We start from the raw sequence: 22282 nt of genomic DNA, 5'->3' as shown, positions 1-22282 counted from the left end.
GTGAAGGTCGGCTGCATCGGACTCGGCGACATCGCGCAGAAGGCGTATCTGCCGGTTCTGACCTCCCTGCCCGGGCTCGAACTGCATCTGCAGACCCGCACCCCCGCCACCCTGGCCGCGGTCGCCGCGGCCCATCGGATCCCGGCCGCGCAGTGCCACACCGACCTCGAATCGCTGATCGCCCAGGGGCTGGACGCCGCGTTCGTCCACGCCCCGACGGCGGTGCATCCGGAGATCGTGGCCCGGCTGCTGGAGGCGGGCGTCGCTACCTTCGTCGACAAGCCGCTGGCCTACGAACTCGCCGACTCCCAGCGGCTGGTGACCCTCGCCGAGGAACGCGGAACGAGCCTCGCCGTCGGCTTCAACCGCCGGGTCGCGCCCGGCTACGCCCAGTGCGCCGAGCACCCGCGCGAGCTGATCCTCATGCAGAAGAACCGGGTCGGCATGCCGGAGGATCCACGCACCCTGGTGCTCGACGACTTCATCCATGTCGTCGACACTCTCCGCTTCCTGGTGCCGGGGCCGGTCGAGCACACCGCCGTACAGGCCAGGATCCGCGACGGCCTGATGCACCACGTGGTGCTGCAGCTGTCCGGCGACGGATTCACCGCCATCGGCACGATGAACCGGCTCAGCGGCTCGACCGAGGAACGGCTGGAGGTCTCCGGCCAGGACTCCAAGCGCGAGGTCGTCAACCTCGCCGAGGTGATCGACCACAAGGGGCAGCCGACCACGCGGCGGCGCGGCGACTGGGTGCCGGTGGCCCGTCAGCGCGGCATCGAGCAGGGCGTGCTGTCGTTCCTGGACGACGTACGCGCCGGAAAACTGCTGAACGCCGAAGACGCCCTGCGGACCCACGAACTCTGCGAACGCATCCTGCGCGACCTGGACTGTGTTTAGGGCCGTGTCCCGCAGTTGATCTCTTGTGGGGCGAAACGCCGTTGGGCAGGGCCAGGCCGAGGGCTTCCTCGTCCCAGTAGGCAGGCGCCGACGTCCTGGACACGCTTCGTGGCCGCCGGACCTGCGGCCGACGAGCCTCCGGATGCGTCGGACCGGGCTCCGATGCAGGCTGAGGTGATGGACCACCGGCCCGTGGAGGTGACCTCGTGAGACCTCACGACGAGCCAAGGGGCTGGGGAGCGCTCCAGCCGCCGCCGGGCTACTACTCCGCCGACGGGCGGCCGCCCGACGAGATGCAGCGCGGCCTGATCCTCGACTGGGCGGTCAACCAGCGGATCGCGAGCGGCTGGCGTGTGGAATCGCGTTCCGAGACCCAGGTCGTCATGGTCCGGGGGAACCCGTTGAACCATGTGCTGCACGCCCTCCTGACGGTGTTCACCTGCTTCCTCTGGGGCGCCGTGTGGCTGGTGCTGGCCGTGACCAACAAGGTCGAGCGAGTCTCGCTCACCGTCGACGCACAGGGGCGCATCGTCTCGGTGAACGGCCCCCCGTAGGCCTGTCCTGCGTCATCCGGCAGGGCCGGGCACAAGGGACAGGGTGGGCCGTTCCCGGCTCATGGCGCGGAGCGGGCGGGCGGCTCGGCGACCGCGGTGGCACCGGCGGGCCCGTTCCGGCCACGCCGCCTCAGCGGCCGGACCGCTTCGAAGGCGCAGAACAGGGCCAGCACCGCCGCCGCCCCCTGGAGCGGCCAGTCGCCCAGCCGCACATAGAGCGTGGTGCCCGTCGCCAGCGGTACGTCGAACACCGCGGCCCCGCTCCTGTCCGTACCGAGTGGGGCACCGACCCGCTCGCCCCCGGGGCCGTACGCCGTGCTGACGCCGGTGAGCGTGGCATGCACCATCGGGCGACCGTTCTCGGCGGCCCGCAGCGCCCCGAGCGAGGCATGCTGCAAGGGTGCCCAGCTGTGCTGGAACGTGGAGGTGGACGACTGGGCGACCAGCAGCTGCGCACCGTCCCGGGTGAGCCGACGGCTCATGTCGGGGAACGCGGACTCGAAGCAGATCAGCGGCCCGATGCGCAATCCTTTCCCGTCCTCGGCCCCCCGCAGCGACATCGTCACCTGCCGGGTGCCCCGCAACCGGTCCTCGCCGGCCGCCCGGCCCACGGACGTGGCCCAGCCGAGCACCGACCGGGCCGGGATGTACTCGCCGAAAGGCACCAGCCGCATCTTGTCGTAGCGGTCCCCGGTCAGCCCGTCCGGACCCACCAGCACCGTCGACTTGAAGATCCCCGTCCGGCCCGACCGGCCGGTCTGCCTGGCGTCCATATTGACCAGCACATCCGCGCCCACCCGGCGAGACAGGGCGGCGATGCGTGCGGTGACGTCCGGGTGCCGCGTCAGATCCATCCCCACACTGCTCTCGCCCCACACCACCAGGTCGAGATCGCGCCCGGCCAGCGCGCCGGTCAGCTGCTCACTCCGGGCGAGTCGGCGTTCGACGCTGTGGACCCCCGTGAACACACCCGGCTGCACGACGGCGATCCTGGCCACCCCCGACTGCTCGGGCCGCGGCGCCCACTCGGCCATCGCACCCACGGCCAGAGCGCACACCACGATGCCCACCGCGGCCACCGTGCGGGTGGCCGCACTCACGAAGAGGAGAGCGACGGCGGTGTTCACCGCCACCACCACGAAGCTCACCAGCCACACCCCGCCCACGGACGCCACGCGGAGCGCGGGAGCCACCTGCCACTGGCTCGCGCCGAGCAGTCCCCAGGGACCGCCGAGCGCCTGCCAGGAACGGGCCAGTTCGATCATCAGCCAGCCGCAGGGCACCACGACGACCGCAGCGGCGACCGCCCCGGCGGACACGGACCTGCCCAGCATCCGGAACACCAGCAGCCCCCACGGAGCCCACAGCAGACCGAGCAGGGCCGCCAGGATCACGATGAAGACATGGAGGCTCGGCATCAGCCAGTTGTGCACCGCGAGCATGTATCCGGTGCCGCCGAGCCAGCCCTCCAGCGCTGCCCGGCGCCCCGTGCCGGCGGACCGGATGAGCAGCAGCCACGGAACCAGGCCGACACCGGCGAGCCACCACAGGGACGGAGCCGGAAACGCGAGTGCGGGCAGCGCCCCCGCAACCAGTGCGAGACAGCCGCGCCACCGGCCGGACCGCAGCATCCGCTCCCACCGCTCGCTCCGACCGGCCGGAATCCGCATGCCGCGCCTCCTCGTCCTGCCTGATGAGCAGTCTCTCCCCTGCTGCCACGTTCTGCAGTTCTTCCTCCGGTGCGGGGGAGCGGAAGCACCGGAGGACCGGATCCGCCCGCAGTCACTTTGCGGACCGGTCCAGGGGCGAGAGGTTTCCTGTGCTGCGCCACTTCTCGTGGACGTTCACCGTACGGATCCGCCAGCCGGTGTCCGTACGCGACAGTGTGAACACGTACCGTCCCCCGGCGATGAAGTTCGGAGCGGTGCCCCGTGCCTCCGCACCCGCCGCGGTGCTCTCCAGCCGCATCGGGTTGAGATAGTCGGCCCGCACCTCGGCGTGGTCGCCCGGGTAGCCGTCCAGCTCCTGGAAGTCGATGCGGCGGTTGACGATCAGATGCTGGCGTACGGGGAAGTGCCGCATCGTCTCCGTCAACCACTGGGCGACTTCGTGCGCCGGCCCCTCCACACCACCGGCGCCGCGGTAGTCGGCACGGCCGTCCGTGGTGAACAGGGCACGGTAGTCCGCCCATTCGCCGTCGTCCACCGCCGTCGCATAGCCGGTGATCACTGCATCGATGGACAGCCGGTCCATCACGGTCGCGAGATCCACGCGCTGCGTCATCGGGTCAGTGTCCGCCCGTCGGCGTGCAAGGCCAAGAGGCGTGCACGCACGGCGGGGCGACCCTGCAGTCAGCAGGGCACCACGGCAACCGGACCGAGCGCGTGCGTGAGTGTGGTCTGTGCGACGGGGGAGAGCCCGAGCCCGAGGGACTCGCCGCCCCGGCGACGCCCGACCACGGTCAGCGCCGCGGTCCCCGACGCCGTGACCAGGGTGCGTGAGGCGGAGCCGCTGACCGGTTCCCTGACGACCTCGATCTGCGGATACTTCTCCCGCCAACCGGCGGTGAGCTCAGCGAGGGTCCGTTCGGCCGAGTGCGCCGCGGCGTCCCGGTCGAAGACGGGGCCGCCGGAGAGGATCGAGGAGAACATCGTCCAGCCGTGCACGATCCGCAGCCGCGCACCGGGCCGGGACGCGGTGGTCTCGAAGGCGAACTCGAGAACCCCTTCACTGCTCTCGTCGGCGGCCACGCCCGCGACGATGTCGGTGTGCGTTTCCGCCGTCCCCGCCGATTCCGCTGTTTTCGGCGCCTCCGTCGCGTCCTCGCCCGACGGCTCACCGCGGACCACGACCACCGGGCAGTCGGCCATCGACGCGGTCGCCAGGCTGTTGGAGCCGAGCAGCAAGGACCGGAAACCGCCCAGACCGCGCGAACCGAGGACCACGAGGGAGGCGTCACGGCTGAGCGAGGTGAGCGCCGCGGATGGGAAGTCCAACGGCGCCAGCTTCGAGGTCTGCAACTCCGGAGCGATCTCGGACACCCTGCGGACGGACTGGTTGAGCAACTCCTCCGCCTCGCGCTGCTGCGTGTCCTGTCCGACGCGGCGGTCGGGTGTCCGGGCGTGCACGATCGCCAGCCTGAGGCCCCGTCGTACGGCTTCGTGGGCGGCCCAGTCGAGTGCCTCGCGGCTGTGTGACGAGCCGTCGACTGCGGCGATCACGGGACGGTCGGTGCTGGTCATGAATTCCCTCCAGGTTCCGGCGGTGCATGTTCCAGGCTGGTACGCGCGGTTGTCGCGCGGCAGGGACTTTCGACCCTATCTGCCCAGAAGATCCGGGACGTTCCGCCACTTGCTTCGGGGCCGCCACTCGATTCGGCCCGTGCGGCGCATCGGCCCGTGCGACGCACGGCGGCAGTGCCCGCTCCGTCCTGACCGTCGCCAGTGACATCGCCGCCCACCCCGGCAGCGCCGTGGGGGAGATCGCCGAGCGCACGGGGCTGCCGCAGAGCCAGGTTCCGATGGTCGCCGACCGGCTTTCCGGCCCTCGACCTTCCCCGGGGGGGCAGGCCCCGGCATGGGTGTCCGGATCAGAGGAGCGGATCACCGACGACGTCGAGGCCGACATCACCGCCGCGGAGGCGGTCGTCATGCGACGGCTCCTGCGCACGGACAACGCGAAGAAGGTCGCGGGCATCGAGGCGCACCTGGCGCTCCGGTGCGGCCCGTGAGGCGTACTGCCCTCTGCGATTGTCAGTGCCGGGTGCGATCCTGCCCCCATGGACGAGCTGATGCGGCAGCGGCGCGTGTACGGCGCCGACCATGACGATCCCGACCCGGGCCCCCGGCCGGGACACACCTACCGGGAGTTGGTTGGTGGCCCGCTCGACGGCCTGCTTCTCGACGTGACCGGCTGGACGGACCGCGCGCTGCGCGAGGGAGCGGCCCTGAACACCGAGATCGGGCGGTTCGGACCGGGCGGCAGAGCGGAGTACGGGCCGCGGGACGGCGACCCCGACCGCTGGGAATGGCGCGGCGACACCCCCTGATCCGCCGGACAGGCCCGATCCGGTGAACCGCTCGATACTGGATGCATGGCACGGAATACGTCCGGACCGCATGCCCCGTCGACCCTGACCGTCAAGGGCCGGAACGTACGCATCCGCACCCTCGGAGTCGTGGCGCTGGCGGGGCTCGCGATCTGGTTCATCGCCGCGAACACCGGGTCGGTCGCGATCCGGCTGTGGATCCCCACCGTCACGCTGCCGCTCTGGGCGGTGCTGGCGGTGACCCTGGTCGCCGGAATGGTCCTGGGCGGATACCTGTTCCGCCGCCGCGCCAGGCGCTGACCCGAAGCCCGCGCCTGCCGAACCGGGCGGCGAAGCCAGGGGCCCGTCCGGCGGATGGGCGCCTTTCGGCCGGCCTGGGCGTTGTACGGACACGCTTCCCAGACCGGCCGGACTGTTTCTGCCCTTCCCGCCCAGCTCAGACGCTCTCTCGCCTGGGACCAGGGCTCTGAGATGCACCTCGACAAGGACTTCAGCATCGCCACGGATGGGGCGCGGACGGCTTTGGGACTCCCGTGAGTCGCTGCCGTCGTACCGGGCGGTGCGGTGTGGTCACCACCAGTCGTGGTCGTGTTTGTGGTGGTGGTTGTGGTGGTGGCTGGGAGCCGGGGGGTCGATGACGGTCGGGTCGGTGGCGGTGTGGGTGGTGGTGTCGCCGCCCCCGGTGACGGTGGCGGTGTTGGTGACCGTGCCGGTGGCGTTGCGGGCGACGCGGACCCTCAGGGTGATGGGCGGATAGCTGCTCCCGGCGGCCAGCACGGTGCTACGGGTGCAGGTGAGGGTGGACTGGGTGCAGCGCCATCCGGAGCCGTTGAGGCCGACCGCAGTGAGTTCCGGGGGGAGGGTGTCGTGCACGGTGACCGTGGTGCCGTCGGTCGGAGCGGTCCCGTTGTTGCCGACGGTGATGGTGTAGGTGCTCACCCCCCTGCCTGGGGTGAAGCTGCCGGTGTGGCTCTTGGCGATGGTCAAGGAAGGCTTGGGAGTCGCGGTGGCCGGGACGGATGCGACACCGAGCGGGTTGGTGCCGACGGTGACGGTGTCGGTGACGGTGTTGGTGGCGGTCTCGATCACCGACACGCTGTTCGAGAAGAAGTTGCTGACGTAGGCGTGCGTGCCGTCCGGGGTGATCGCCACACCGGCCGGGTTGGTGCCGACGCTGACGGTGTCGGTGACCGTGTTGGTGGCGGTCTCGATCACCGACACAGTGCCCGCGCTCGTGTTGTTGGCGACGTAGGCGTGCGTGCCGTCCGGGGTGATCGCTACAGCGTACGGGTTGGTGCCGACGTTGACGTTGGCGATGACTGTATTGGTGGCGGCGTCGATCACCGACACGTTGTTCGAGCCATCGTTGGCGACGTAGACGTGCGTGCTGTCCGGGGTGACCGCCACACCGATCGGGTTGAAGCCGACGTTGATGGTGTCGGTGACGGTGTTGGTGGCGGTCTCGATCACCGACACAGTGTTCGAGAGATCGTTGGTGACGTAGACGTGCAGGCCGTCCGGGGCCATCGCGATAGCGGACGGGTCGGCTTGGACGTTGATGGTGTCGGTGACCGTGTTGGTGGCGGTCTCGATCACCGATACAGTGCCCGCGCCCGCGTTGGTGACGTAGACGTGCAGGCCGTCCGGAGTGATCGCCACACCCCTCGGAGTGGTGCCGACGTCGATGGTGTCGGTGACCGTGTTGGTGGCGGTATCGATCACCGACACGTTGTGCGAGTTTTCATTGGCGACGTAGACGCGCGTGCCGTCCGGAGTGACCGCGGCCCCCCACGGGGCGGCGCCGACGTTGACGGTGGCGGTGACCGTGTTGGTGGTGGCGTCGATCACCGACACAGTGTTCGAACTGAGGTTGGCGACGTAGATGTTCGGGGGTGGGGCGGCCCAGGCCGGGGACGAGGTGACGGCCGGCGAGGCCAGTCCCGCCACCAGGAGCAGCGCCGCCAAGCAGGCCCGCGCCCACGCCCATGGTCGTGATCGATGTCCGCTCTCCTCGGGCCCCGAACTGCGATACGGCCCACTCTGTCTTCTCTCGCGCCTGATCACCGGCACCTCCGACTCGCGCATAGGCGGCCTTCGCCGGCCACACCGGTGGCGCCGACAACAAGCCGCGGATCACCCACTGTGACCCCGCGTCACTTTAGGTAATGATGGGTCATTTCAAGCGATATGACACGATTCATCCATGGCTTGCGCTGAGTCCCGCCCACGGCTCAGGGGTGTGATTCACGGGCATGTGGTCCTGCAGGGTCGGCGGAGCGACTTTGGCCAGGAGGTGCTTTGGGGCAAGTGATCATGGCTCCGTAGCAACACTCCTGACCGTTTGTTCGGCGAGTTCGCGGACCCGGACGCCGAGTGGTCCCCTGTGTGGCACTCGGCATCGGAATCGCGGACGCCGGATGGGGGAGGACGAAGCGGCCCGGGGCGCTTGAAGAGTCTGTGCGGGCGGCGGTGAGCCGGTCACCGGGCACGTGCGCGCGGATCGTCGCCATGGACCTGGTTGCCGCAGGCTGGGAGGCGGGCTCCGCGACCTCCTCGGCGACCGTTGCTGATGTTCTGGGTGTCGCACCCGGGAGGCCCGCACAGTTTCGGCCGTGCGGGTCCTCCTTATTGCTCCATGACTTTGCGACAGCGCACGGCCGAGCTGCCTGTCTCTCCGCCTCCCGGGTGGGAGAAAAGTGGGAGAAGACTGGGAGGCGGGTGGGAGACGATCACCGTGCGCGGATGCGTGGGGGTGTTGGAAAGCGCTGGATCGGAATGGAAGTGGAGAGTGGATCACCCGGCGGATTCGCCGGCATGGGGACTCAGGACTCCCATGCCGACCAGGGCAAAGAGCAAAATGCCCAGAATGATCCGGTAGATGACGAACGGCATGAAGCTCTTGGTCGTGATGAACTTCATGAACCAGGCGATGACCGCGTACCCCACGCCGAACGCGATGACGGTCGCGAAGATCGTCGGCCCCCACGACACATGGCCCTCACCGGCGTCCTTCAGCTCGAAGACACCCGAGGCGAGCACCGCCGGGATCGCGAGCAGGAAGGAGTACCGGGCCGCAGCCTCGCGGGTGTATCCCATCAGCAGACCGCCGCTGATCGTGGCTCCGGAGCGGGAGACCCCCGGGATCAGGGCCATCGCCTGGCAGAAACCGAAGATCAGGCCGTCCTTCACCCCGAGTTCCCTGAGCGTCTTGCGCTGCTTTCCGGCCCGGTGCTTCCCGCCCGCCTCGTCGCGGGCGGCGAGCCGGTCGGCGATCCCGAGGACGACACCCATCACGATCAGCGTGGTGGCGATCAGCCGCAGATCGCGGAACGGGCCCTCGATCTGGTCCTTGAGCGTTACGCCGAGCACGCCGATGGGGATGGAGCCCACGATGACCAGCCAGCCCATCTGGGCGTCGTGGTCGCCGCGCATCGACCGGTCGGTCAGCGAACGGAACCAGGCCGAGACGATCCGGACGATGTCCTTGCGGAAATAGATGAGGACTGCCGCCTCCGTGCCGATCTGGGTGATGGCGGTGAACGCCGCACCCGGGTCGTGCCAGCCGGCGAACGCGGCGGTGAGCCGCAGATGCGCGCTGGAAGAAATCGGCAGGAACTCGGTCAGACCCTGAACGAGGCCCAGGACGAACGATTCGAACCAGCTCATGGGGCTTTGGCCATCCCGGAGGTGATCGTGCATCGGCCGACGGCAGCGAGAACCGTCGGCAGCGTGCGCATTTCGGTCAATTGAGGACAGGCCCGTCACGGGCCCGGAGATCTTCGGTCGGTCGCGGGCAGGGTACCGCCCTCAGATGAACAGCGTTACGCGCGCCCCCGGGCCGCCCCCCGCTCCGGTGCCGGGCGCCGTGGGCACCGGCTCACCCGGCGGTCAGACGGTGACGCTTGCGCCAGGCGACGACGGCCGCGCCGAGCCCCGTCAGCACGATGAAGCCCATCGCTACGAGGAACGCCGGAGACGTCGGTGCCGAGGCCTTGCTGCCCGCGACGACATAGGCGGCGGTGTTCGGGATCGAGCCGATCCCGGTGGCCGCAAGGAACGGCGGATACCCCATCCGCGACACCGCCGCGCAGTAGTTGGCCGCCGCGAACGGCACACCCGGGAACAGCCGCAGCGCCAGCATCGAGCGGAACCCGTGCCTGCTCAACTGGCCGTCCGCGGCCTTCAGCCACCGCCCGCGCAGCAGCGTACGGAGCGCGTCCTGCCCCAGCACCCGGCCCAGCCCGAACGAGATGCCCGCGCCGAGCACCGTCCCGGCCAGTGCGGCGGTCAGTCCCGCCTGCGTACCGAAGAGCGCGCCGGCCGCGAGGTTGAGCAGCGGCCGCGGGACGAACGCCACCGTGCACACGCCGTACGCGACACCGAACAGGATCACCGCGAGGGCGCCTCCGCTGAGCCGGGCGGGCCAGCCGGTGGCGAGCAGCTGCTGGGGATCGAGGAGGAGCATCGTGGCCGCGGCGCCCAGCAGCACGGCAACGAGCAGCGAGAACCGGGACCAGGGCGAGAGCAGCGCCCTCGTGCAGCGCACGGCGAGGCCGGTGGCGGGCCGGGCGGCGGGGGCGGGGTCGAGCATGCGGGGAGAGTAACCGACGACGGTGGGGGATCGCTGTAACGTGCGCGTCGGCCGCCGGGCGGCCGATGCCGCACCCCGTGCCCGCTTCGTCGGCCGGGCGCGGGCCGAACTCCCTTGCCGGGACCGGGGCGTCCGCCCGAAAACCATTCGACGCGGCCAGGCCCGTCCGACATGATCGGACCCATGTTCCGGTACGCCTTCCCCGCAGCGCCGTCCGCAGTCGCGGACGCGCCGAAGGCTGCCGTGAGCCCCGTCACCGCAGCACTCCTCGCGGCAGCGTCCACCGCTGCCGCCGCGCCCACCGGCGGCGCCCGAAGCTGACCCTCCCCCGACAGTCCGGCGGACCCCGCAAGGGGAGGGTCGGCGGGGCCCTGGGGTCTTCTCTCTCAGCTTCGAGCACCAAGGAATGAACCATGCCCAAGACGGCATACGTGCGCACCAAGCCGCACCTCAACATCGGCACCATGGGCCACGTCGACCACGGGAAGACCACCCTGACCGCCGCCATCACCAAGGTCCTCAGCGACCGCGGGACCGGCACGTTCGTCCCGTTCGACCGGATCGACCGGGCGCCGGAGGAGACGCAGCGCGGCATCACCATCAACATCGCGCACGTCGAGTACGAGACCGACACCCGCCACTACGCGCACGTCGACATGCCCGGGCACGCCGACTACATCAAGAACATGGTCACCGGCGCCGCCCAGCTCGACGGGGCGATCCTGGTCGTCTCCGCGCTCGACGGGATCATGCCGCAGACCGCCGAGCACGTGCTGCTCGCCCGTCAGGTGGGCGTCGACCACATCGTCGTCGCTCTCAACAAGGCGGACGCGGGAGACCCCGAGCTCACCGACCTGGTCGAGCTGGAGGTCCGCGAGCTCCTCTCCGCGCACGGCTACGGCGGTGACTCCGTTCCCGTCGTGCGGGTGTCGGGCCTGAAGGCGCTGGAGGGTGACCCGCGCTGGACCGCGGCCGTCGAGGCCCTGCTGGACGCCGTCGACACGTACGTACCGATGCCGGTCCGCTACACCGACGCGCCATTCCTGCTGTCGGTGGAGAACGTCCTGACCATCACCGGCCGGGGCACCGTCGTCACCGGAGCCGTCGAGCGCGGCACCGTCCGCACCGGCGACCGGGTGTCGGTGCTCGGACCGGACCCGGACATCGAGACGGTCGTCACCGGGCTGGAGACCTTCGGGAAGCCGATGGAGTCCGCGGAGGCCGGTGACAACGTGGCCCTGCTGCTGCGCGGGGTGGAGCGCGACCGGGTCCGCCGCGGTCATGTGGTCGCGGCGCCGGGCAGTGTGACGCCGAGCCGACGTTTCACCGCCCAGGTGTACGTCCTGTCGGCGAAGGAGGGCGGCCGGACCACCCCGGTCGCCACCGGCTACCGGCCACAGTTCTACATCCGCACCGCGGACGTCGTCGGCGACGTCGACCTCGGTGACGTGGCGGTGGCACGTCCGGGTGACACGGTCGACCTGACCGTCGAACTGGGACGCGACGTCCCGCTGGAGACCGGACTCGGCTTCGCGATCCGCGAGGGCGGCCGCACGGTCGGCGCCGGCACCGTCACCGGCGTGCTCTGAACCGCGAGGCACCAAGGGCCCGCCTTCCGTACCCCACGGGAGGCGGGCCCGGGGCCGTGCGGGAGACTGACGGCATGACAGACACAGCACTGGTACTGGGTTCCGGCGGTGTCACCGGCGGTGCCTGGGAGACCGGCATCCTGCACGGGCTCGCGAAGTCGGGCGTGGACCTCTCCGCGGCGGATCTGATCATCGGCAGCTCGGCGGGAGCGACGGTCGGCGCACAGCTGGCCTCCGGACTGACCGGTCTTCCCGAACTCTACGAACTTCAGCTCGCCGATCCGCAGGACATCACCGGCGGCAAGCTCGGCCTGCTCACCCTGCTGCGCTACGCCGGGGCCGTACTGTCCGCCCGGACCCCGGACGCGTACGGCCGGAAGCTGGGCAGGATCGCGCAGGGCGCCAGGCTGGGCGTCACCGAGGAGGAACGGCGCGCGGCGATCGCGGGCCGTCTGCTTTCGCCCGAGTGGCCGGAGCGCCCCCTGATCGTCACCGCCGTCGACGCCACGACCGGCGAACTCCACACGTTCGACAAGGACAGCGGGGTGTCCCTCGCCGACGCCGTCACCGCGAGCTCCGCGGTCCCCGGCGTCTGGCCCGTCGCCCGCTTCCAGGGGCGGACCTGGATCGACGGCGGGGTGCACTCCACGGCCAACGCCCAGCTCGCCGCCGGATACGGACGCGTCGTCGTCATCGCCCCGTCGGCCGGCGGCAACAAGGCCATCGCCTCGCCGAGTTCGCAGGCGGCCGCGCTCGCCGCGAACGGAGCCCGGGTCGAGGTCATCACCCCGGACGCGGCGGCGAAGAAGGCTTTCGGCCGCAATCCCCTCGACCCGAGCTGCCGCGCGGCGGCCGCCCGCGCCGGGCTGGCCCAGTCGACGGCACACACCGAAGCCGTGGCCGCGGTCCTGAGCAGCTGATCCGGCACCGCACAATGGAGGAGTGAACGACTCGATACCGGTCATCCGGGACGTGGACCAGGGCACTGCCAGGCTTCTCCCCGACGTGGACCGGGAGAGGGCCTGGCTGCTCACCGTCGACGGCGCGCCCCAGTCCTACGTCGACCTCGACGCGCCGGACCATCTCGAATTCGAGTACGCGCGACGGCTCGCCCACGTCATCGACTGCGCGGCGTCACCGGGCGCACCGCTGGACGTACTCCACCTCGGTGGCGGTGCGCTCACCCTGCCCCGCTATGTCGCCGCGGTCAGACCCGGCTCCCGCCAGGACGTCGTCGAGGCCGACCTCGGGCTCCTCGAACTCGTCGCCGAGCAGCTGCCGGTCCCCGACGGCAGCGGGATCACCGTGCACGGCGCGGACGCCCGCAGCAGGCTGGAACAGACCGCGCCCGGCTCCCTCGACATCCTGATCGCGGACGTCTTCAGCGGCTCGCGCGTGCCCGCCCACCTCACCACCGTCGAATACGCGAAGGCTGCCCGCCGGTCGCTGCGGGACGAGGGAATCTACGCCGCCAACCTCGCGGACGGCGCTCCCTTCGGCTTCCTCCGCTCCCAACTGGCCACTTTCGCAGCCGTCTTCGAGGAACTTGCGCTCATCGCCGAACCCGCGGTGCTGCGCGGCCGGCGCTTCGGCAACCTCGTCCTGGTCGCCTCCCCGAGCCCCATCGACACCGCCACGCTGACCCGCCGCTGCGCCGCCGACGCCTTTCCCGCCAGGGTCGAGCACGGCGCCGCGCTGGACCGGCTCACCGGTGCCGCCGGGCCGGTCAGGGACGGTGCGGCGGTCGCCTCACCCGAGCCGCCCGACGGAGCCTTCAGCATCGGCTGAGGCCGGTCCCCGGTCCTTCGCCACCTCGGCGGTGACGGGGGCCCGGGTCAGACCGCGTACCTCCGGCACGAACAGCACGGCCCCGGTGACCAGCACGATCAGCGCTGCGCAGCCCCACAGGGCCTCGCTCCGCCCGACCAGCGACTCCACCGGACCGGCGAGCGCGGTGGCCACCGGCATCATCGCCACCGAGCCGAACCAGTCGTACGCCGAGACCCGCGAGAGCTTCTCCTCCGGGATCTCCTGATGCATGGCCGTCATCCACGAGACCCCGAACACCTCGATGGCCACCCCGCTGACGAACATCACCAGGCAGAGCGCGCCCACCGGCAACGGCACCGCGAGGCCCGCCGCCGGCAGCGCCAGCGGGAAGACACAGAGTGTTCCGGCCAGCAACAGCCGCCGGGGCTTCCAGCGCGTCATCAGCAGCGCCCCGCCCAAGGTGCCCGCCCCGAACGCGGCGAGCGCGAAACCCCAGGGGCGGGCACCACCGAGCTCGTCCCGTGCGACCAGCGGACCGTACACCGACTCGGCCGCACCCACCGCGGCGACCACCACCGAGAACTGCGCCACGATGCTCCACAGCCAGGGGCGGCCGATGAACTCCTGCCAGCCGTCCCGCATATCGGCGAGCAGGCCGCCGCCCGGCGCGCGCGGGGCAATGTGGCTGACGTCCAGGAACGCGCGCAGCGCACCCGCCACCGCGAAGGCCGCGGCGTCGACGGCCAGCACCCAGCCCGGGTCCATCGCCGCGATCATGGCGCCGCCGAGCGCCGCACCGCCGATCGAGGCGCCCTGCATGGCCATCCGGAACAGTGCGAAGGCCCTGCTCGCCTGCTCACGGCTGACGCTTGACATCAGCATGCCCTCGGCCGCCGGGTTGAAGAACGCCTGCCCCGTGCCGCACAACGCGGTGAGCAGCATCATCTGCCACAGCTTCGGATCACCGGCCAGGACCAGCCAGGCGAACGCCGCCTGCGAGAGGCAGTTGAGGGCGTTCGCCGCGACCATCACCCGGTGGCGCGGCAGCCGGTCCGCGATCGCGCCGCCGACCAGCAAGAAGAGCACCAGAGGTGCGGTCCTGGCGGCGGCCACCAGACCGACGTCGCCGCCGTCACCGCCCGCCTTCAGAACGGCGAACGCCGCCGCGATCAGCGCGCCATGGGTACCCAGGCCAGTGATGATCGCGGCAGCGGTCAGCAGACGGTAGTTGCGGCCGGGACGCAGTGGTCGGGAGGCGGGGGCGGGGGCGACAGTCACCAAGGGACTATCGCCGCCGCATCCCCCGCCGTGCCAACTGTTTTCCGGGGGAGGGGAAAGGGATCAGTCGGTCTTGACGACGTCCACCAGCCGCACGGTGCTGAGGATCTTCTGGACCGTCGTGTCCGGGAGTTCGTCCTTGACGGAGTCGGCCCCGTACAGGACCCACGACGCGAACTCACCCTTCTTGTTCTTGAAGGTGAAGGCGATGGCCTTGCCGTCGCTGTCGCACTTCTTCCGCTTCGTGACGTTCGGGGCGGTTGCGGTGACGACCTGGCCGGTGAGGCCCGACTTGGTCGTGTACTGCTTGGCCTCGGTGAACTTGATGGTGCTCTGCGGCATGTGCTGCGCGTAGGCGGCCCACGCCCAGGTGCCGGCCTCGCTGTGGGCGTTCTTGGCGGCGTCGGTGGCGCCCTGGGCGCCCCTGGTGCCGGCGCTGGCGAGGCTCATGTCCTCGTCGGTACCGTCCTTGTCGGAGTCGTCCACGCACCACTTCTTCTGGAAGTACGACGGCGCGGAGAAGCCGATGAGGGGCGAGCCGTCACCCTTCTTGTCGTCCTCGAAGTACGAGAACGTGCCGGGCGTCCCGACCTCCCAGTCGCCGGGCACTTCGAACTGCGTGCCCCACTTGGGGTTGGTGACGACCTTCCACCCGGGGATCAGGGGCTTGGGATCCCCGTCGTCGCTGCGCGGGTTCGCTTCGCCGGAGGCGGACTCGGACGGCTTGGCGGGCGCGGACGACTGCTTGTCGTCGGCGACGTCCTTGCTCTTGTCGTCCTTGTTCATCACGACGACACCGGTCACCACGGCGGCCACGACGACAGCGGTGGCCGCGACGATCGCGACGGCGGTGGTCTTCTTCTTGTTGTTGTTGTCGCCGGGCTGCGGAGCACCGGGCGGGCCGGGCACCGCGTACTGCGGCACCGTCTGCTGGTACGGGTTCGGCTGCGCATAGCCGGGCTGCTGACCCTGCTGCTGATACCCCGGCTGCTGTCCGGGCTGGCCCTGCTGCTGATACCCCGGCTGCTGTCCGGGCTGGCCCTGCTGCTGATATCCCGGCTGCTGATAGGGATTCGGCTGCTGGTACCCCGGCTGCTGGTACGGGTTCTGATTCTGGTCCTGCGGGTTTTGCTCGCCCCCGGGCGGCTGCTGTCCTGGCCACATGGCGAGTAACGATAGAGGGGTGGAGGCCGGTCTGCTACGCCCGCCCCCGTGTGCGGACGGTGACGGACGTGATCAAGGAGGGGCGCCGGGGGACGCCGGGGATGGCCAAGGGGTTTTACTCGTGAGTAACATCTGGCCATGAGTGCTGAACAGATGACCGTCGGCGAGATGCTCGTGGCGACGGTTCCGATGGCCCGTACCCTCAATCTCGAATTCCTGGAGACCACCGCCGAGCGCGCGGTGGTCCGCCTGCCGGACCAGGCCGCGTACCACAACCACATCGGCGGGCCGCACGCCGGAGCGATGTTCACGCTGGCGGAGTCGGCGAGCGGGGCGATCGTCATCGCCGCCTTCGGCGACCAGATGTCGCGGGCCGTGCCGCTGGCGGTGAAGGCGGAGATCGGCTACAAGAAGCTGGCCAAGGGCGTCGTCACCGCGACGGCGACCCTCGGCCGCCCGGCGGCCGAGGTCATCGCCGAACTCGACGCGGGGCGACGGCCGGAGTTCCCCGTGGCCATCGAGATCCAGCGCGCCGACGGCGCGGTGACCGGTGAGATGACGGTCGTCTGGACGCTGCGTCCCCACGCCTGATCCCGACCGGTTCGGCGAAGAGCCGCCACGCACCCAACACCTGGGCGTGTGGCGGCTCTTCGCGCTGTTCGGCCGCACGGCGGGCGGGTAGGCTTCCCGCCGTGCGCCGAGGAGTTGCCCGGCGGGCAACGGATATTCGGTTACGGGAGGATCGGCGTTGCACATCCAGGAATGGCTGGAGACCATCCCCGCGGTCAGCGTCTATGCCCTGGTGGGTGTGGTCATCGGGCTGGAGAGCCTCGGCATTCCGCTGCCGGGCGAGATCGTTCTGGTCAGCGCGGCACTCCTGGCCGCCGGGCACGACGGAATCGACCCGTGGATCCTCGGCGCCTGCGCCTCGGCCGGCGCCGTCATCGGCGACTCGATCGGGTACGCCATCGGCCGCAAGGGCGGCCGGCCGATGCTGGGCTGGCTGGGCGGGAAGTTCCCCAAGCACTTCGGGGAGAGCCAGATCGCGATGGCGGAGCGCTCGTTCCAGAAGTGGGGCATGTGGGCGGTGTTCTTCGGCCGCTTCGTGGCGCTGCTGAGGATCTTCGCCGGCCCGCTGGCGGGCGTACTGCACATGCCGTACTGGAAATTCCTGATCGCCAATGTGCTCGGCGGCATCGTCTGGGCGGGCGGCACCACGGCCGTCATCTACTCGGTGGGAGTCGTCGCAGAGGCCTGGCTCAAGCGGTTCTCGTATCTCGGCCTCGTGGCCGCGGTGCTCATCGGCATCACCTCGATGCTGATCGTGAAGAACCGGGCCAAGAAGGCGGCGGAGCGGATGTCGGCCGCCCCGGCGGCGGTGCCGGTCGCGGACTGACCGTCCACGGCGGCACGGAGCGGGGGCGGCGGGCCCACGGAACCGCCGGGCGCCCGCCTCCGGCCCTCTTCCCTCAGTCCTCGTGGGCCTGGCGGTGCGCCTTGGCCAGTTCCACGTAGCCCACCGCGTTGAACTTGATGCCTTCGAGCTCCTCCTCGGTCAGCTGCCGCTTGACCTTGGCGGGGACACCGGCGACCAGTGAACCAGGGGGCACCTGCATCCCCTGCGGGACCAGCGCCTGCGCCGCGATCAGTGAACCGGCGCCGATGCGGGCGCCGTTGAGGACGGTCGATCCCATGCCGACGAGGACGTCGTCCTCGATGGTGCAGCCGTGGAGCACGGCGTTGTGCCCGACCGAGACGCGCTCGCCGACCGTGACGGGAAAGCCCGGGTCGACATGGACGCTGCAGTTGTCCTGGATGTTGCTGTCGGGCCCGATGACGATCGGACCGCAGTCGGCGCGCAGTACGGCGTGGTACCAGACGCTGGAGCCCGCGGCCATCGTGATCTCGCCGATGACGACCGAGGTCGGTGCCGTGAAGGCCTCCGCGTCGATGTCCGGCTCCTTGCCGCCCATTCCCGTGACCAACGCCTGCTCTGCCATCGCCCGTTCCTCCCTGCCCAGGTGTCGTGCGGCCGCGGCTGTCCGGACCCCGGAGCCGGCCGCGGCTGTCCGATCACGTCGATCGCGTAGGGGGAACGGTATGCGACGGCCGCCGGGCCGCGGCCGAGTGGGGTGAACATCACAGGTCGCCGCGGTCATCGGTTCGGGCGCCGCCCACTACCGTGAGCGAGTGCCGACGAACAGGAACACGTTCTCTTCCCTTGCCGCCTGGCGGCGGCGCGCCCTGTCCCGGGCCGTCCACCGCGGCTGGCGCTGGGTGCAGGAGACGGGCGCGGTCACCGCGGACCGACCGGGTGCGCTGCGCTTCCGACGGATCGGCGCGGGCACCCGGCTCGCCTTTCCGCAGGGCACGGTCTTCGGCGAGCCGTGGATCGAGCTCGGCTCGCACTGTGTGATCGGCGAGCAGGTCACGCTGACGGCCGGACTCATGCCCGACCTCGATCTGGGGCCCGATCCGATCCTGACCCTGGGTGACGGGGTGGTACTCGGCCGCGGCAGCCATGTGGTCGCCGACACCACGGTGACCATCGGGTCGGACACGTACTGCGGGCCGTACGTCTACATCACGTCGACGAACCACAGTTACGACGATCCGCACGAGCCGGTCGGCCGGCAGTGGCCCCGCATGGAGCCGGTCGCCATCGGGCCGGGCTGCTGGATCGGCACCGGAGCGGTGATCCTTCCGGGGGCCACGCTCGGCCGCAACGTGGTGGTCGCCGCGGGGGCGGTGGTACGGGGCGAGGTACCCGATCACGCGGTGGTGGCCGGTGCCCCCGCCCGCGTCGTACGCAGCTGGGACGCCGACAAGGGCTGGCAGCCGCCGCTGCGCACCCCCGCGCCGGTGCCGATTCCGGCGGGCGTCACCCCGGAGCAGCTGCTGGCCCTGGCGGAGCCGGGCGAGACGGCGGGACCTTCCGCCGACTGACCCCGGCCGGTTCCGGCACTCATCCGGTCGCGAGCAGGGCGTTGCACACAGGAGTGCAGTATTTTTGACTGTCATCCAAAATATTGGACGGGACGGAATGTGTCTGACCTCGATCGGCTCACCCAGTCGCTGGCACGCAATCTCAAGCGTTGGCGAGGGGAACGCGGCTTCACCCTGGATGTGCTCGCAGCCCGTGCCGGGGTCAGCCGCGGCATGATCATCCAGATCGAACAGGCCCGCACCAACCCGAGCGTCGGCACCACGGTCAAGCTCGCCGACGCGCTCGGCATCAGCATCACCACCCTGCTCGACTACGAACAGGGCTCACCGGTCCGGCTGGTGCCCGAGAGCCAGGCAGTGCGCATGTGGTCCACCGAAGCGGGCAGTTCCACCACCCTGCACGTCGGTACGGAGGCGAGGGGGCCGCTCGAACTCTGGACCTGGCGCCTGATGCCCGGCGACGGCAGCGCCTCGGATCCGCATCCCGAGGGCACCGTCGAACTGCTCCATGTCACCGCGGGCGAGCTCACCCTGGTGGTCGACAACACCTCGTACGCCGTACCGGCCGGCGGCTCGGCCTCGTTCGAGGCGCATCACCCGCACGCCTACCGCAACGACGGCTCCGAACCGGCCGAAGTCACCATGGCGGTCTCCATCCCGCCCGTACGGTGAGACGACCGGCCGAGGGCCCCGAGGGCGCTGTTAGCGTGGTGAGCATGCGCGCTCCCCTCGGCTCCTTCGACAACGCCGGTCCCGCGGCCGACCGCCTCGACCTGCTCACCGCGCCCGTCGTCGCGGCCGTGTCCGCGGGCTGGGGCGGCTTCCTCGCCGAGCAGATCATTCACGTGGACACCGAACCGGACATCGCCGACACCGCGGTCTTCGTCGAGCACCACGGCGCGGAACTCCTCGACCGGTCGGCCAACTGCGTCGTGGTGGCGGGCAAGCGCGGCGGCGAGGTGACGCCGGCGGCCTGCCTCGTCCTGTCCCACTCCCGCGTCGACGTGAATGGTGCGGTCCGCAGGCAACTGGGCGCCCGCAAGGTCTCCTTCGCCCCGATGGAAACGGCGGTCGGTGAGACCGGCATGGAGTACGGCGGCATCACCCCCGTCGGCCTGCCCGCCGCATGGCCGCTGCTGATCGATCCCGCGGTCGTCGACGAGGAATGGGTACTGATCGGCAGCGGCAGCCGTCGGGGCAAGCTGATCGTCCCGGGCAAGGCGCTGGCGGCGCTGCCGGGCGCGGTGATCGTCGAGGGGCTGGGCATCAGGAGCTGAGACGCAGAGCGTCGTCCGTCGGGGCCGGAGCTCTCAGCCCGGCGAGTGGCAGAGGGCCCGCACCCGCGGCACGGCCCGGTGGGAAGTCAGCCAGCGCGTGGCGAAGTCGACGGCGTCGGTGATGCGGAAGAGACGGCTCGTCGACGAGCCGACCGGGCCGCTACGCACGGCCGCGGTGTCGTGCGCGCGGGCGAAGTCCGCGCCCAGGGCCGCGAAGTCGCTGTCGTCCAGGGCGACGTCCTCGTACTCCCACCACTGGCGGCGGCCGTCGGCCGTCACCACGCAGCGGTAGCTCCTCAGGGGCGGGGCGGGTACCCGGTACTCGCCGAGGTGGAACGCGGTGCAGGTGTCGAATCCGGTGCCGAGCAGGAGCACCTGGGCCCGCAGGTCGTAGAGACGGGCCAAGGGCGAGTCCTCGCCGAGGTGACAGTCAAGGCGGTGACCCGACAGCAGGTTCCGGGACAGCGGGCCGAGGGCGGCGAAGGACGTCTGCGGATGGTCGCTGCGCGCCGCTCCTTCGCCGAGCCGTACCACCTCCGCGAGGCTCCCCATCGACGGTGCGGCCGAGGTCGCCGGATCGAAGGGCGGCATGCTCGCCCGCACCGCCTCGCGAGCCCGGTCGTCGAGGCCGCGCACCCGGTCGTGGTAGTGCGGAGACGTATCGGAGTTCTCCGGGGTGAAGGCGGGGACGACGAGCGTGCCGTGTGCTCCCAGCGTGTCCCGCAACGCACCGGCCACGGCAAGGACCCCGCCGCTCACCGGGCCGACCGCGCGCATCGAGGCGTGCACCAGGAGGACACCGCCGGGTTCCACGCCGAGCTCGGACAGCTGCCCGGCCAGCCCGCTCCGGCTGTGGGTGACGGACGGCGCAGTCGTAGTAGTCACAGCCCGCCATTCTCCCAGCCGGACGCCGGGCGCGACACCACGCACATTCGGACGAGGGACGCGAGTGCGCCTCCGGGCTTCCCTAACGCTTCAGTGCGGGGATCTCGATCGCGGGGCACCGGTCCATGACCATGTCCAGCCCCGCCGCACGTGTGCGGCTGTAGGCCTCCGTGTCGACCACCCCGAGCTGGAACCAGACAGCCCTGGCACCCGCCGCGACCGCCTCGTCGGCCACCGCTCCCGCCAGCTCACTGTTGACGAAGACGTCCACCACATCGACCGGGAACGGTATGTCGGCCAGCGAGGCGTAGCCGTCCTCGCCGTGCACCCGTTCCGCCTTCGGATGCACCGGGACCACCCGCTTGCCGAAGCGCTGAAGCACCTCGGCGACGCCGTAGGCCGCCCGCGACCGGTTGTCGGACAGGCCCACCACGGCCCAGGTGTCACCGCTGTCCCGGAGAATCCGGTGGATCGTCTCTTCGTCTGCGTACATGATCCGGACAACGGACGGCGGCCCCGGACCATTCCCCTGCGGGGCATAGGCTGGCCGGATGCAGGAGCAGTACCGGACAGTCGCCCGAGCAGGCGTGCACGAGAGCGAGATCAATCGATCGCGCTTCATCTGCGCGCTCGCCCCCGCCGCCACCGAGCAGGAGGCGCAGGACTTCGTCGCACGTGTCCGCAGGGAACACCCGACCGCCACCCACAACTGCTTCGCCTACGTGATCGGCGCCGACGCCTCCGTGCAGAAGGCGAGCGACGACGGGGAACCCGGGGGCACCGCGGGTGTCCCCATGCTGCAGATGCTGACGCGCCGTGAGATGCGCTACGTCGTCGCCGTCGTCACCCGCTACTACGGCGGCGTCAAGCTCGGTGCCGGCGGACTGATCAGGGCCTACGGGGGAGTGGTCGGCGAGGCCCTCGACGAGCTCGGTACCATCACCCGTCAGCGCTTCCGCCTCGCCACGATCACCGTCGGCCACCAGCGCGCGGGCAAGCTGGAGAACGACCTCCGGGCCACCGGCCGCACCGTGCGCGAGGTCCGCTACGCGGAGGCCGTCGTCATCGAGATCGGGCTGCCGGACGCCGACGTCGAGTCCTTCCGCGGCTGGCTGGCCGATGCGACGGCGGGCGAGGCCGGGCTGGAGCTGGGCGGCGAGGCGTACGGGGACGCCTGATCGGACCTTCGGGCCGCGGCGGGCCGGCCCGCCACCGCCTCCGACGAAATGCAGGAGCCGGACGTGGCCGGCGGTGATGCGAGACTGTGCGGGGTGAGGAAA

26 protein-coding genes are annotated in these 22282 nt (G+C 70.7%); 15 read left to right on the top strand and 11 right to left on the bottom strand.

The genetic code is table 11. The features are described 5' to 3' along the window. Both IE107_RS29140 and IE107_RS29135 read left to right on the top strand, forming a co-directional pair. Positions 1-900: a Gfo/Idh/MocA family protein gene (locus IE107_RS29140; RefSeq protein ID WP_189547345.1), complete on the top strand. Its 900-nt coding sequence runs from the start codon at positions 1-3 to the stop codon at positions 898-900. A gap of 206 nt (positions 901-1106) precedes the next feature. After that, on the top strand, positions 1107-1454 hold the full coding sequence (locus IE107_RS29135; protein ID WP_189547344.1) for a DUF8108 domain-containing protein: 348 nt from the start codon (positions 1107-1109) through the stop codon (positions 1452-1454). A gap of 59 nt (positions 1455-1513) precedes the next feature. Here IE107_RS29135 and lnt read toward each other — a convergent pair whose 3' ends face one another. The 3 genes from lnt to IE107_RS29120 all read right to left on the bottom strand — a co-directional run bounded on the left by lnt (position 1514) and on the right by IE107_RS29120 (position 4696). Then, positions 1514-3124: an apolipoprotein N-acyltransferase gene (gene lnt / locus IE107_RS29130; RefSeq protein WP_189547343.1), complete on the bottom strand. Its 1611-nt coding sequence runs from the start codon at positions 3122-3124 to the stop codon at positions 1514-1516. A 112-nt stretch (positions 3125-3236) separates the two neighbouring features. Beyond that, on the bottom strand, positions 3237-3737 hold the full coding sequence (locus tag IE107_RS29125) for a nuclear transport factor 2 family protein (protein WP_189547342.1): 501 nt from the start codon (positions 3735-3737) through the stop codon (positions 3237-3239). A gap of 68 nt (positions 3738-3805) precedes the next feature. Further along, positions 3806-4696, bottom strand: coding sequence for a universal stress protein (locus tag IE107_RS29120; protein ID WP_189547341.1), 891 nt, complete (start codon positions 4694-4696; stop codon positions 3806-3808). Positions 4697-5034: 338 nt separating this feature from the next. Here IE107_RS29120 and IE107_RS29115 point away from each other — a divergent pair, with 338 nt between their 5' ends. From IE107_RS29115 to IE107_RS29105, 3 genes are read left to right on the top strand one after another with little or no spacing between them, the layout of a single operon-like run. Next, entirely contained in the window at positions 5035-5184 is a 150-nt protein-coding gene (locus tag IE107_RS29115) for a hypothetical protein (RefSeq protein ID WP_189547340.1), read from the top strand. A gap of 48 nt (positions 5185-5232) precedes the next feature. Continuing rightward, positions 5233-5502 carry a hypothetical protein gene (locus tag IE107_RS29110; RefSeq protein WP_189547339.1) on the top strand — a complete coding sequence of 90 codons (270 nt, stop codon included), beginning with the start codon at positions 5233-5235 and terminating at the stop codon, positions 5500-5502. A 45-nt stretch (positions 5503-5547) separates the two neighbouring features. Then, positions 5548-5802, top strand: a complete 255-nt coding sequence (locus IE107_RS29105; protein WP_189547338.1) for a LapA family protein — start codon at positions 5548-5550, stop codon at positions 5800-5802. A 270-nt stretch (positions 5803-6072) separates the two neighbouring features. Here IE107_RS29105 and IE107_RS29100 read toward each other — a convergent pair whose 3' ends face one another. From IE107_RS29100 to IE107_RS29090, 3 genes are all read right to left on the bottom strand, one after another. After that, positions 6073-7467, bottom strand: coding sequence for a YVTN family beta-propeller repeat protein (locus IE107_RS29100; RefSeq protein WP_189547337.1), 1395 nt, complete (start codon positions 7465-7467; stop codon positions 6073-6075). 828 nt (positions 7468-8295) lie between these two features. Next, a complete protein-coding gene (locus IE107_RS29095; RefSeq protein ID WP_189547336.1) occupies positions 8296-9168 on the bottom strand; it encodes an undecaprenyl-diphosphate phosphatase in 873 nt (290 codons plus the stop codon). A 211-nt stretch (positions 9169-9379) separates the two neighbouring features. Continuing rightward, entirely contained in the window at positions 9380-10093 is a 714-nt protein-coding gene (locus IE107_RS29090; protein ID WP_189547335.1) for a TVP38/TMEM64 family protein, read from the bottom strand. Between the two features lie 183 nt (positions 10094-10276). Here IE107_RS29090 and IE107_RS29085 point away from each other — a divergent pair, with 183 nt between their 5' ends. The 4 genes from IE107_RS29085 to IE107_RS29070 all read left to right on the top strand — a co-directional run bounded on the left by IE107_RS29085 (position 10277) and on the right by IE107_RS29070 (position 13470). Further along, positions 10277-10414 carry a hypothetical protein gene (locus IE107_RS29085; protein WP_189547334.1) on the top strand — a complete coding sequence of 46 codons (138 nt, stop codon included), beginning with the start codon at positions 10277-10279 and terminating at the stop codon, positions 10412-10414. A 92-nt stretch (positions 10415-10506) separates the two neighbouring features. Then, on the top strand, positions 10507-11682 hold the full coding sequence (tuf, locus tag IE107_RS29080; protein ID WP_189547333.1) for an elongation factor Tu: 1176 nt from the start codon (positions 10507-10509) through the stop codon (positions 11680-11682). A 74-nt stretch (positions 11683-11756) separates the two neighbouring features. Further along, positions 11757-12602 carry a patatin-like phospholipase family protein gene (locus tag IE107_RS29075; protein ID WP_189547332.1) on the top strand — a complete coding sequence of 282 codons (846 nt, stop codon included), beginning with the start codon at positions 11757-11759 and terminating at the stop codon, positions 12600-12602. A gap of 22 nt (positions 12603-12624) precedes the next feature. Beyond that, the gene (locus IE107_RS29070; RefSeq protein WP_189547331.1) at positions 12625-13470 is read left to right on the top strand and encodes a spermidine synthase; all 846 of its coding nucleotides are present in this window, start codon (positions 12625-12627) and stop codon (positions 13468-13470) included. Here the strand turns inward: IE107_RS29070 and IE107_RS29065 are convergent. Then, on the bottom strand, positions 13432-14730 hold the full coding sequence (locus IE107_RS29065; RefSeq protein WP_189547330.1) for an MFS transporter: 1299 nt from the start codon (positions 14728-14730) through the stop codon (positions 13432-13434). The genes IE107_RS29070 and IE107_RS29065 overlap by 39 nt on opposite strands. A gap of 63 nt (positions 14731-14793) precedes the next feature. Continuing rightward, complete coding sequence (locus IE107_RS29060; protein ID WP_189547329.1) at positions 14794-15894, bottom strand: DUF8017 domain-containing protein; 1101 nt, start codon at positions 15892-15894, stop codon at positions 14794-14796. Positions 15895-16047: 153 nt separating this feature from the next. Here IE107_RS29060 and IE107_RS29055 point away from each other — a divergent pair, with 153 nt between their 5' ends. Both IE107_RS29055 and IE107_RS29050 read left to right on the top strand, forming a co-directional pair. Continuing rightward, entirely contained in the window at positions 16048-16485 is a 438-nt protein-coding gene (locus IE107_RS29055) for a DUF4442 domain-containing protein (protein ID WP_189547383.1), read from the top strand. 157 nt (positions 16486-16642) lie between these two features. Continuing rightward, positions 16643-17290 carry a DedA family protein gene (locus IE107_RS29050; RefSeq protein ID WP_189547328.1) on the top strand — a complete coding sequence of 216 codons (648 nt, stop codon included), beginning with the start codon at positions 16643-16645 and terminating at the stop codon, positions 17288-17290. Positions 17291-17363: 73 nt separating this feature from the next. Here the strand turns inward: IE107_RS29050 and IE107_RS29045 are convergent, their stop codons facing one another. Continuing rightward, positions 17364-17894 (bottom strand): gamma carbonic anhydrase family protein, encoded by a 531-nt coding sequence (locus IE107_RS29045; protein WP_189547327.1) that lies wholly within the window; start codon positions 17892-17894, stop codon positions 17364-17366. Between the two features lie 190 nt (positions 17895-18084). On the opposite strand from IE107_RS29045, the gene IE107_RS29040 reads away from it, so the two are divergent. The 3 genes from IE107_RS29040 to IE107_RS29030 all read left to right on the top strand — a co-directional run bounded on the left by IE107_RS29040 (position 18085) and on the right by IE107_RS29030 (position 20117). Then, positions 18085-18840 carry an acyltransferase gene (locus IE107_RS29040; RefSeq protein WP_189547326.1) on the top strand — a complete coding sequence of 252 codons (756 nt, stop codon included), beginning with the start codon at positions 18085-18087 and terminating at the stop codon, positions 18838-18840. Positions 18841-18939: 99 nt separating this feature from the next. Beyond that, entirely contained in the window at positions 18940-19512 is a 573-nt protein-coding gene (locus IE107_RS29035; RefSeq protein WP_189547325.1) for a helix-turn-helix domain-containing protein, read from the top strand. A 44-nt stretch (positions 19513-19556) separates the two neighbouring features. Then, positions 19557-20117: a YbaK/EbsC family protein gene (locus IE107_RS29030; RefSeq protein ID WP_189547324.1), complete on the top strand. Its 561-nt coding sequence runs from the start codon at positions 19557-19559 to the stop codon at positions 20115-20117. Between the two features lie 33 nt (positions 20118-20150). Here IE107_RS29030 and IE107_RS29025 read toward each other — a convergent pair whose 3' ends face one another. Both IE107_RS29025 and IE107_RS29020 read right to left on the bottom strand, forming a co-directional pair. Further along, positions 20151-21002 carry an AAC(3) family N-acetyltransferase gene (locus IE107_RS29025; RefSeq protein ID WP_229867317.1) on the bottom strand — a complete coding sequence of 284 codons (852 nt, stop codon included), beginning with the start codon at positions 21000-21002 and terminating at the stop codon, positions 20151-20153. An 82-nt stretch (positions 21003-21084) separates the two neighbouring features. Beyond that, the gene (locus IE107_RS29020) at positions 21085-21495 is read right to left on the bottom strand and encodes a CoA-binding protein (RefSeq protein WP_189547323.1); all 411 of its coding nucleotides are present in this window, start codon (positions 21493-21495) and stop codon (positions 21085-21087) included. A gap of 58 nt (positions 21496-21553) precedes the next feature. Here IE107_RS29020 and IE107_RS29015 point away from each other — a divergent pair, with 58 nt between their 5' ends. Further along, the gene (locus tag IE107_RS29015) at positions 21554-22180 is read left to right on the top strand and encodes a YigZ family protein (RefSeq protein WP_189547322.1); all 627 of its coding nucleotides are present in this window, start codon (positions 21554-21556) and stop codon (positions 22178-22180) included. The last annotated feature ends 102 nt before the right edge of the window (positions 22181-22282 follow it).

Source organism: Streptomyces gelaticus (assembly GCF_014649535.1).
In the GTDB taxonomy this organism is placed as follows: Bacteria; Actinomycetota; Actinomycetes; order Streptomycetales; family Streptomycetaceae; genus Streptomyces; species Streptomyces gelaticus.
The sequence above is the reverse complement of the archived record's forward strand: the minus strand, read 5'-3'. Positions and strand labels throughout refer to the sequence as shown.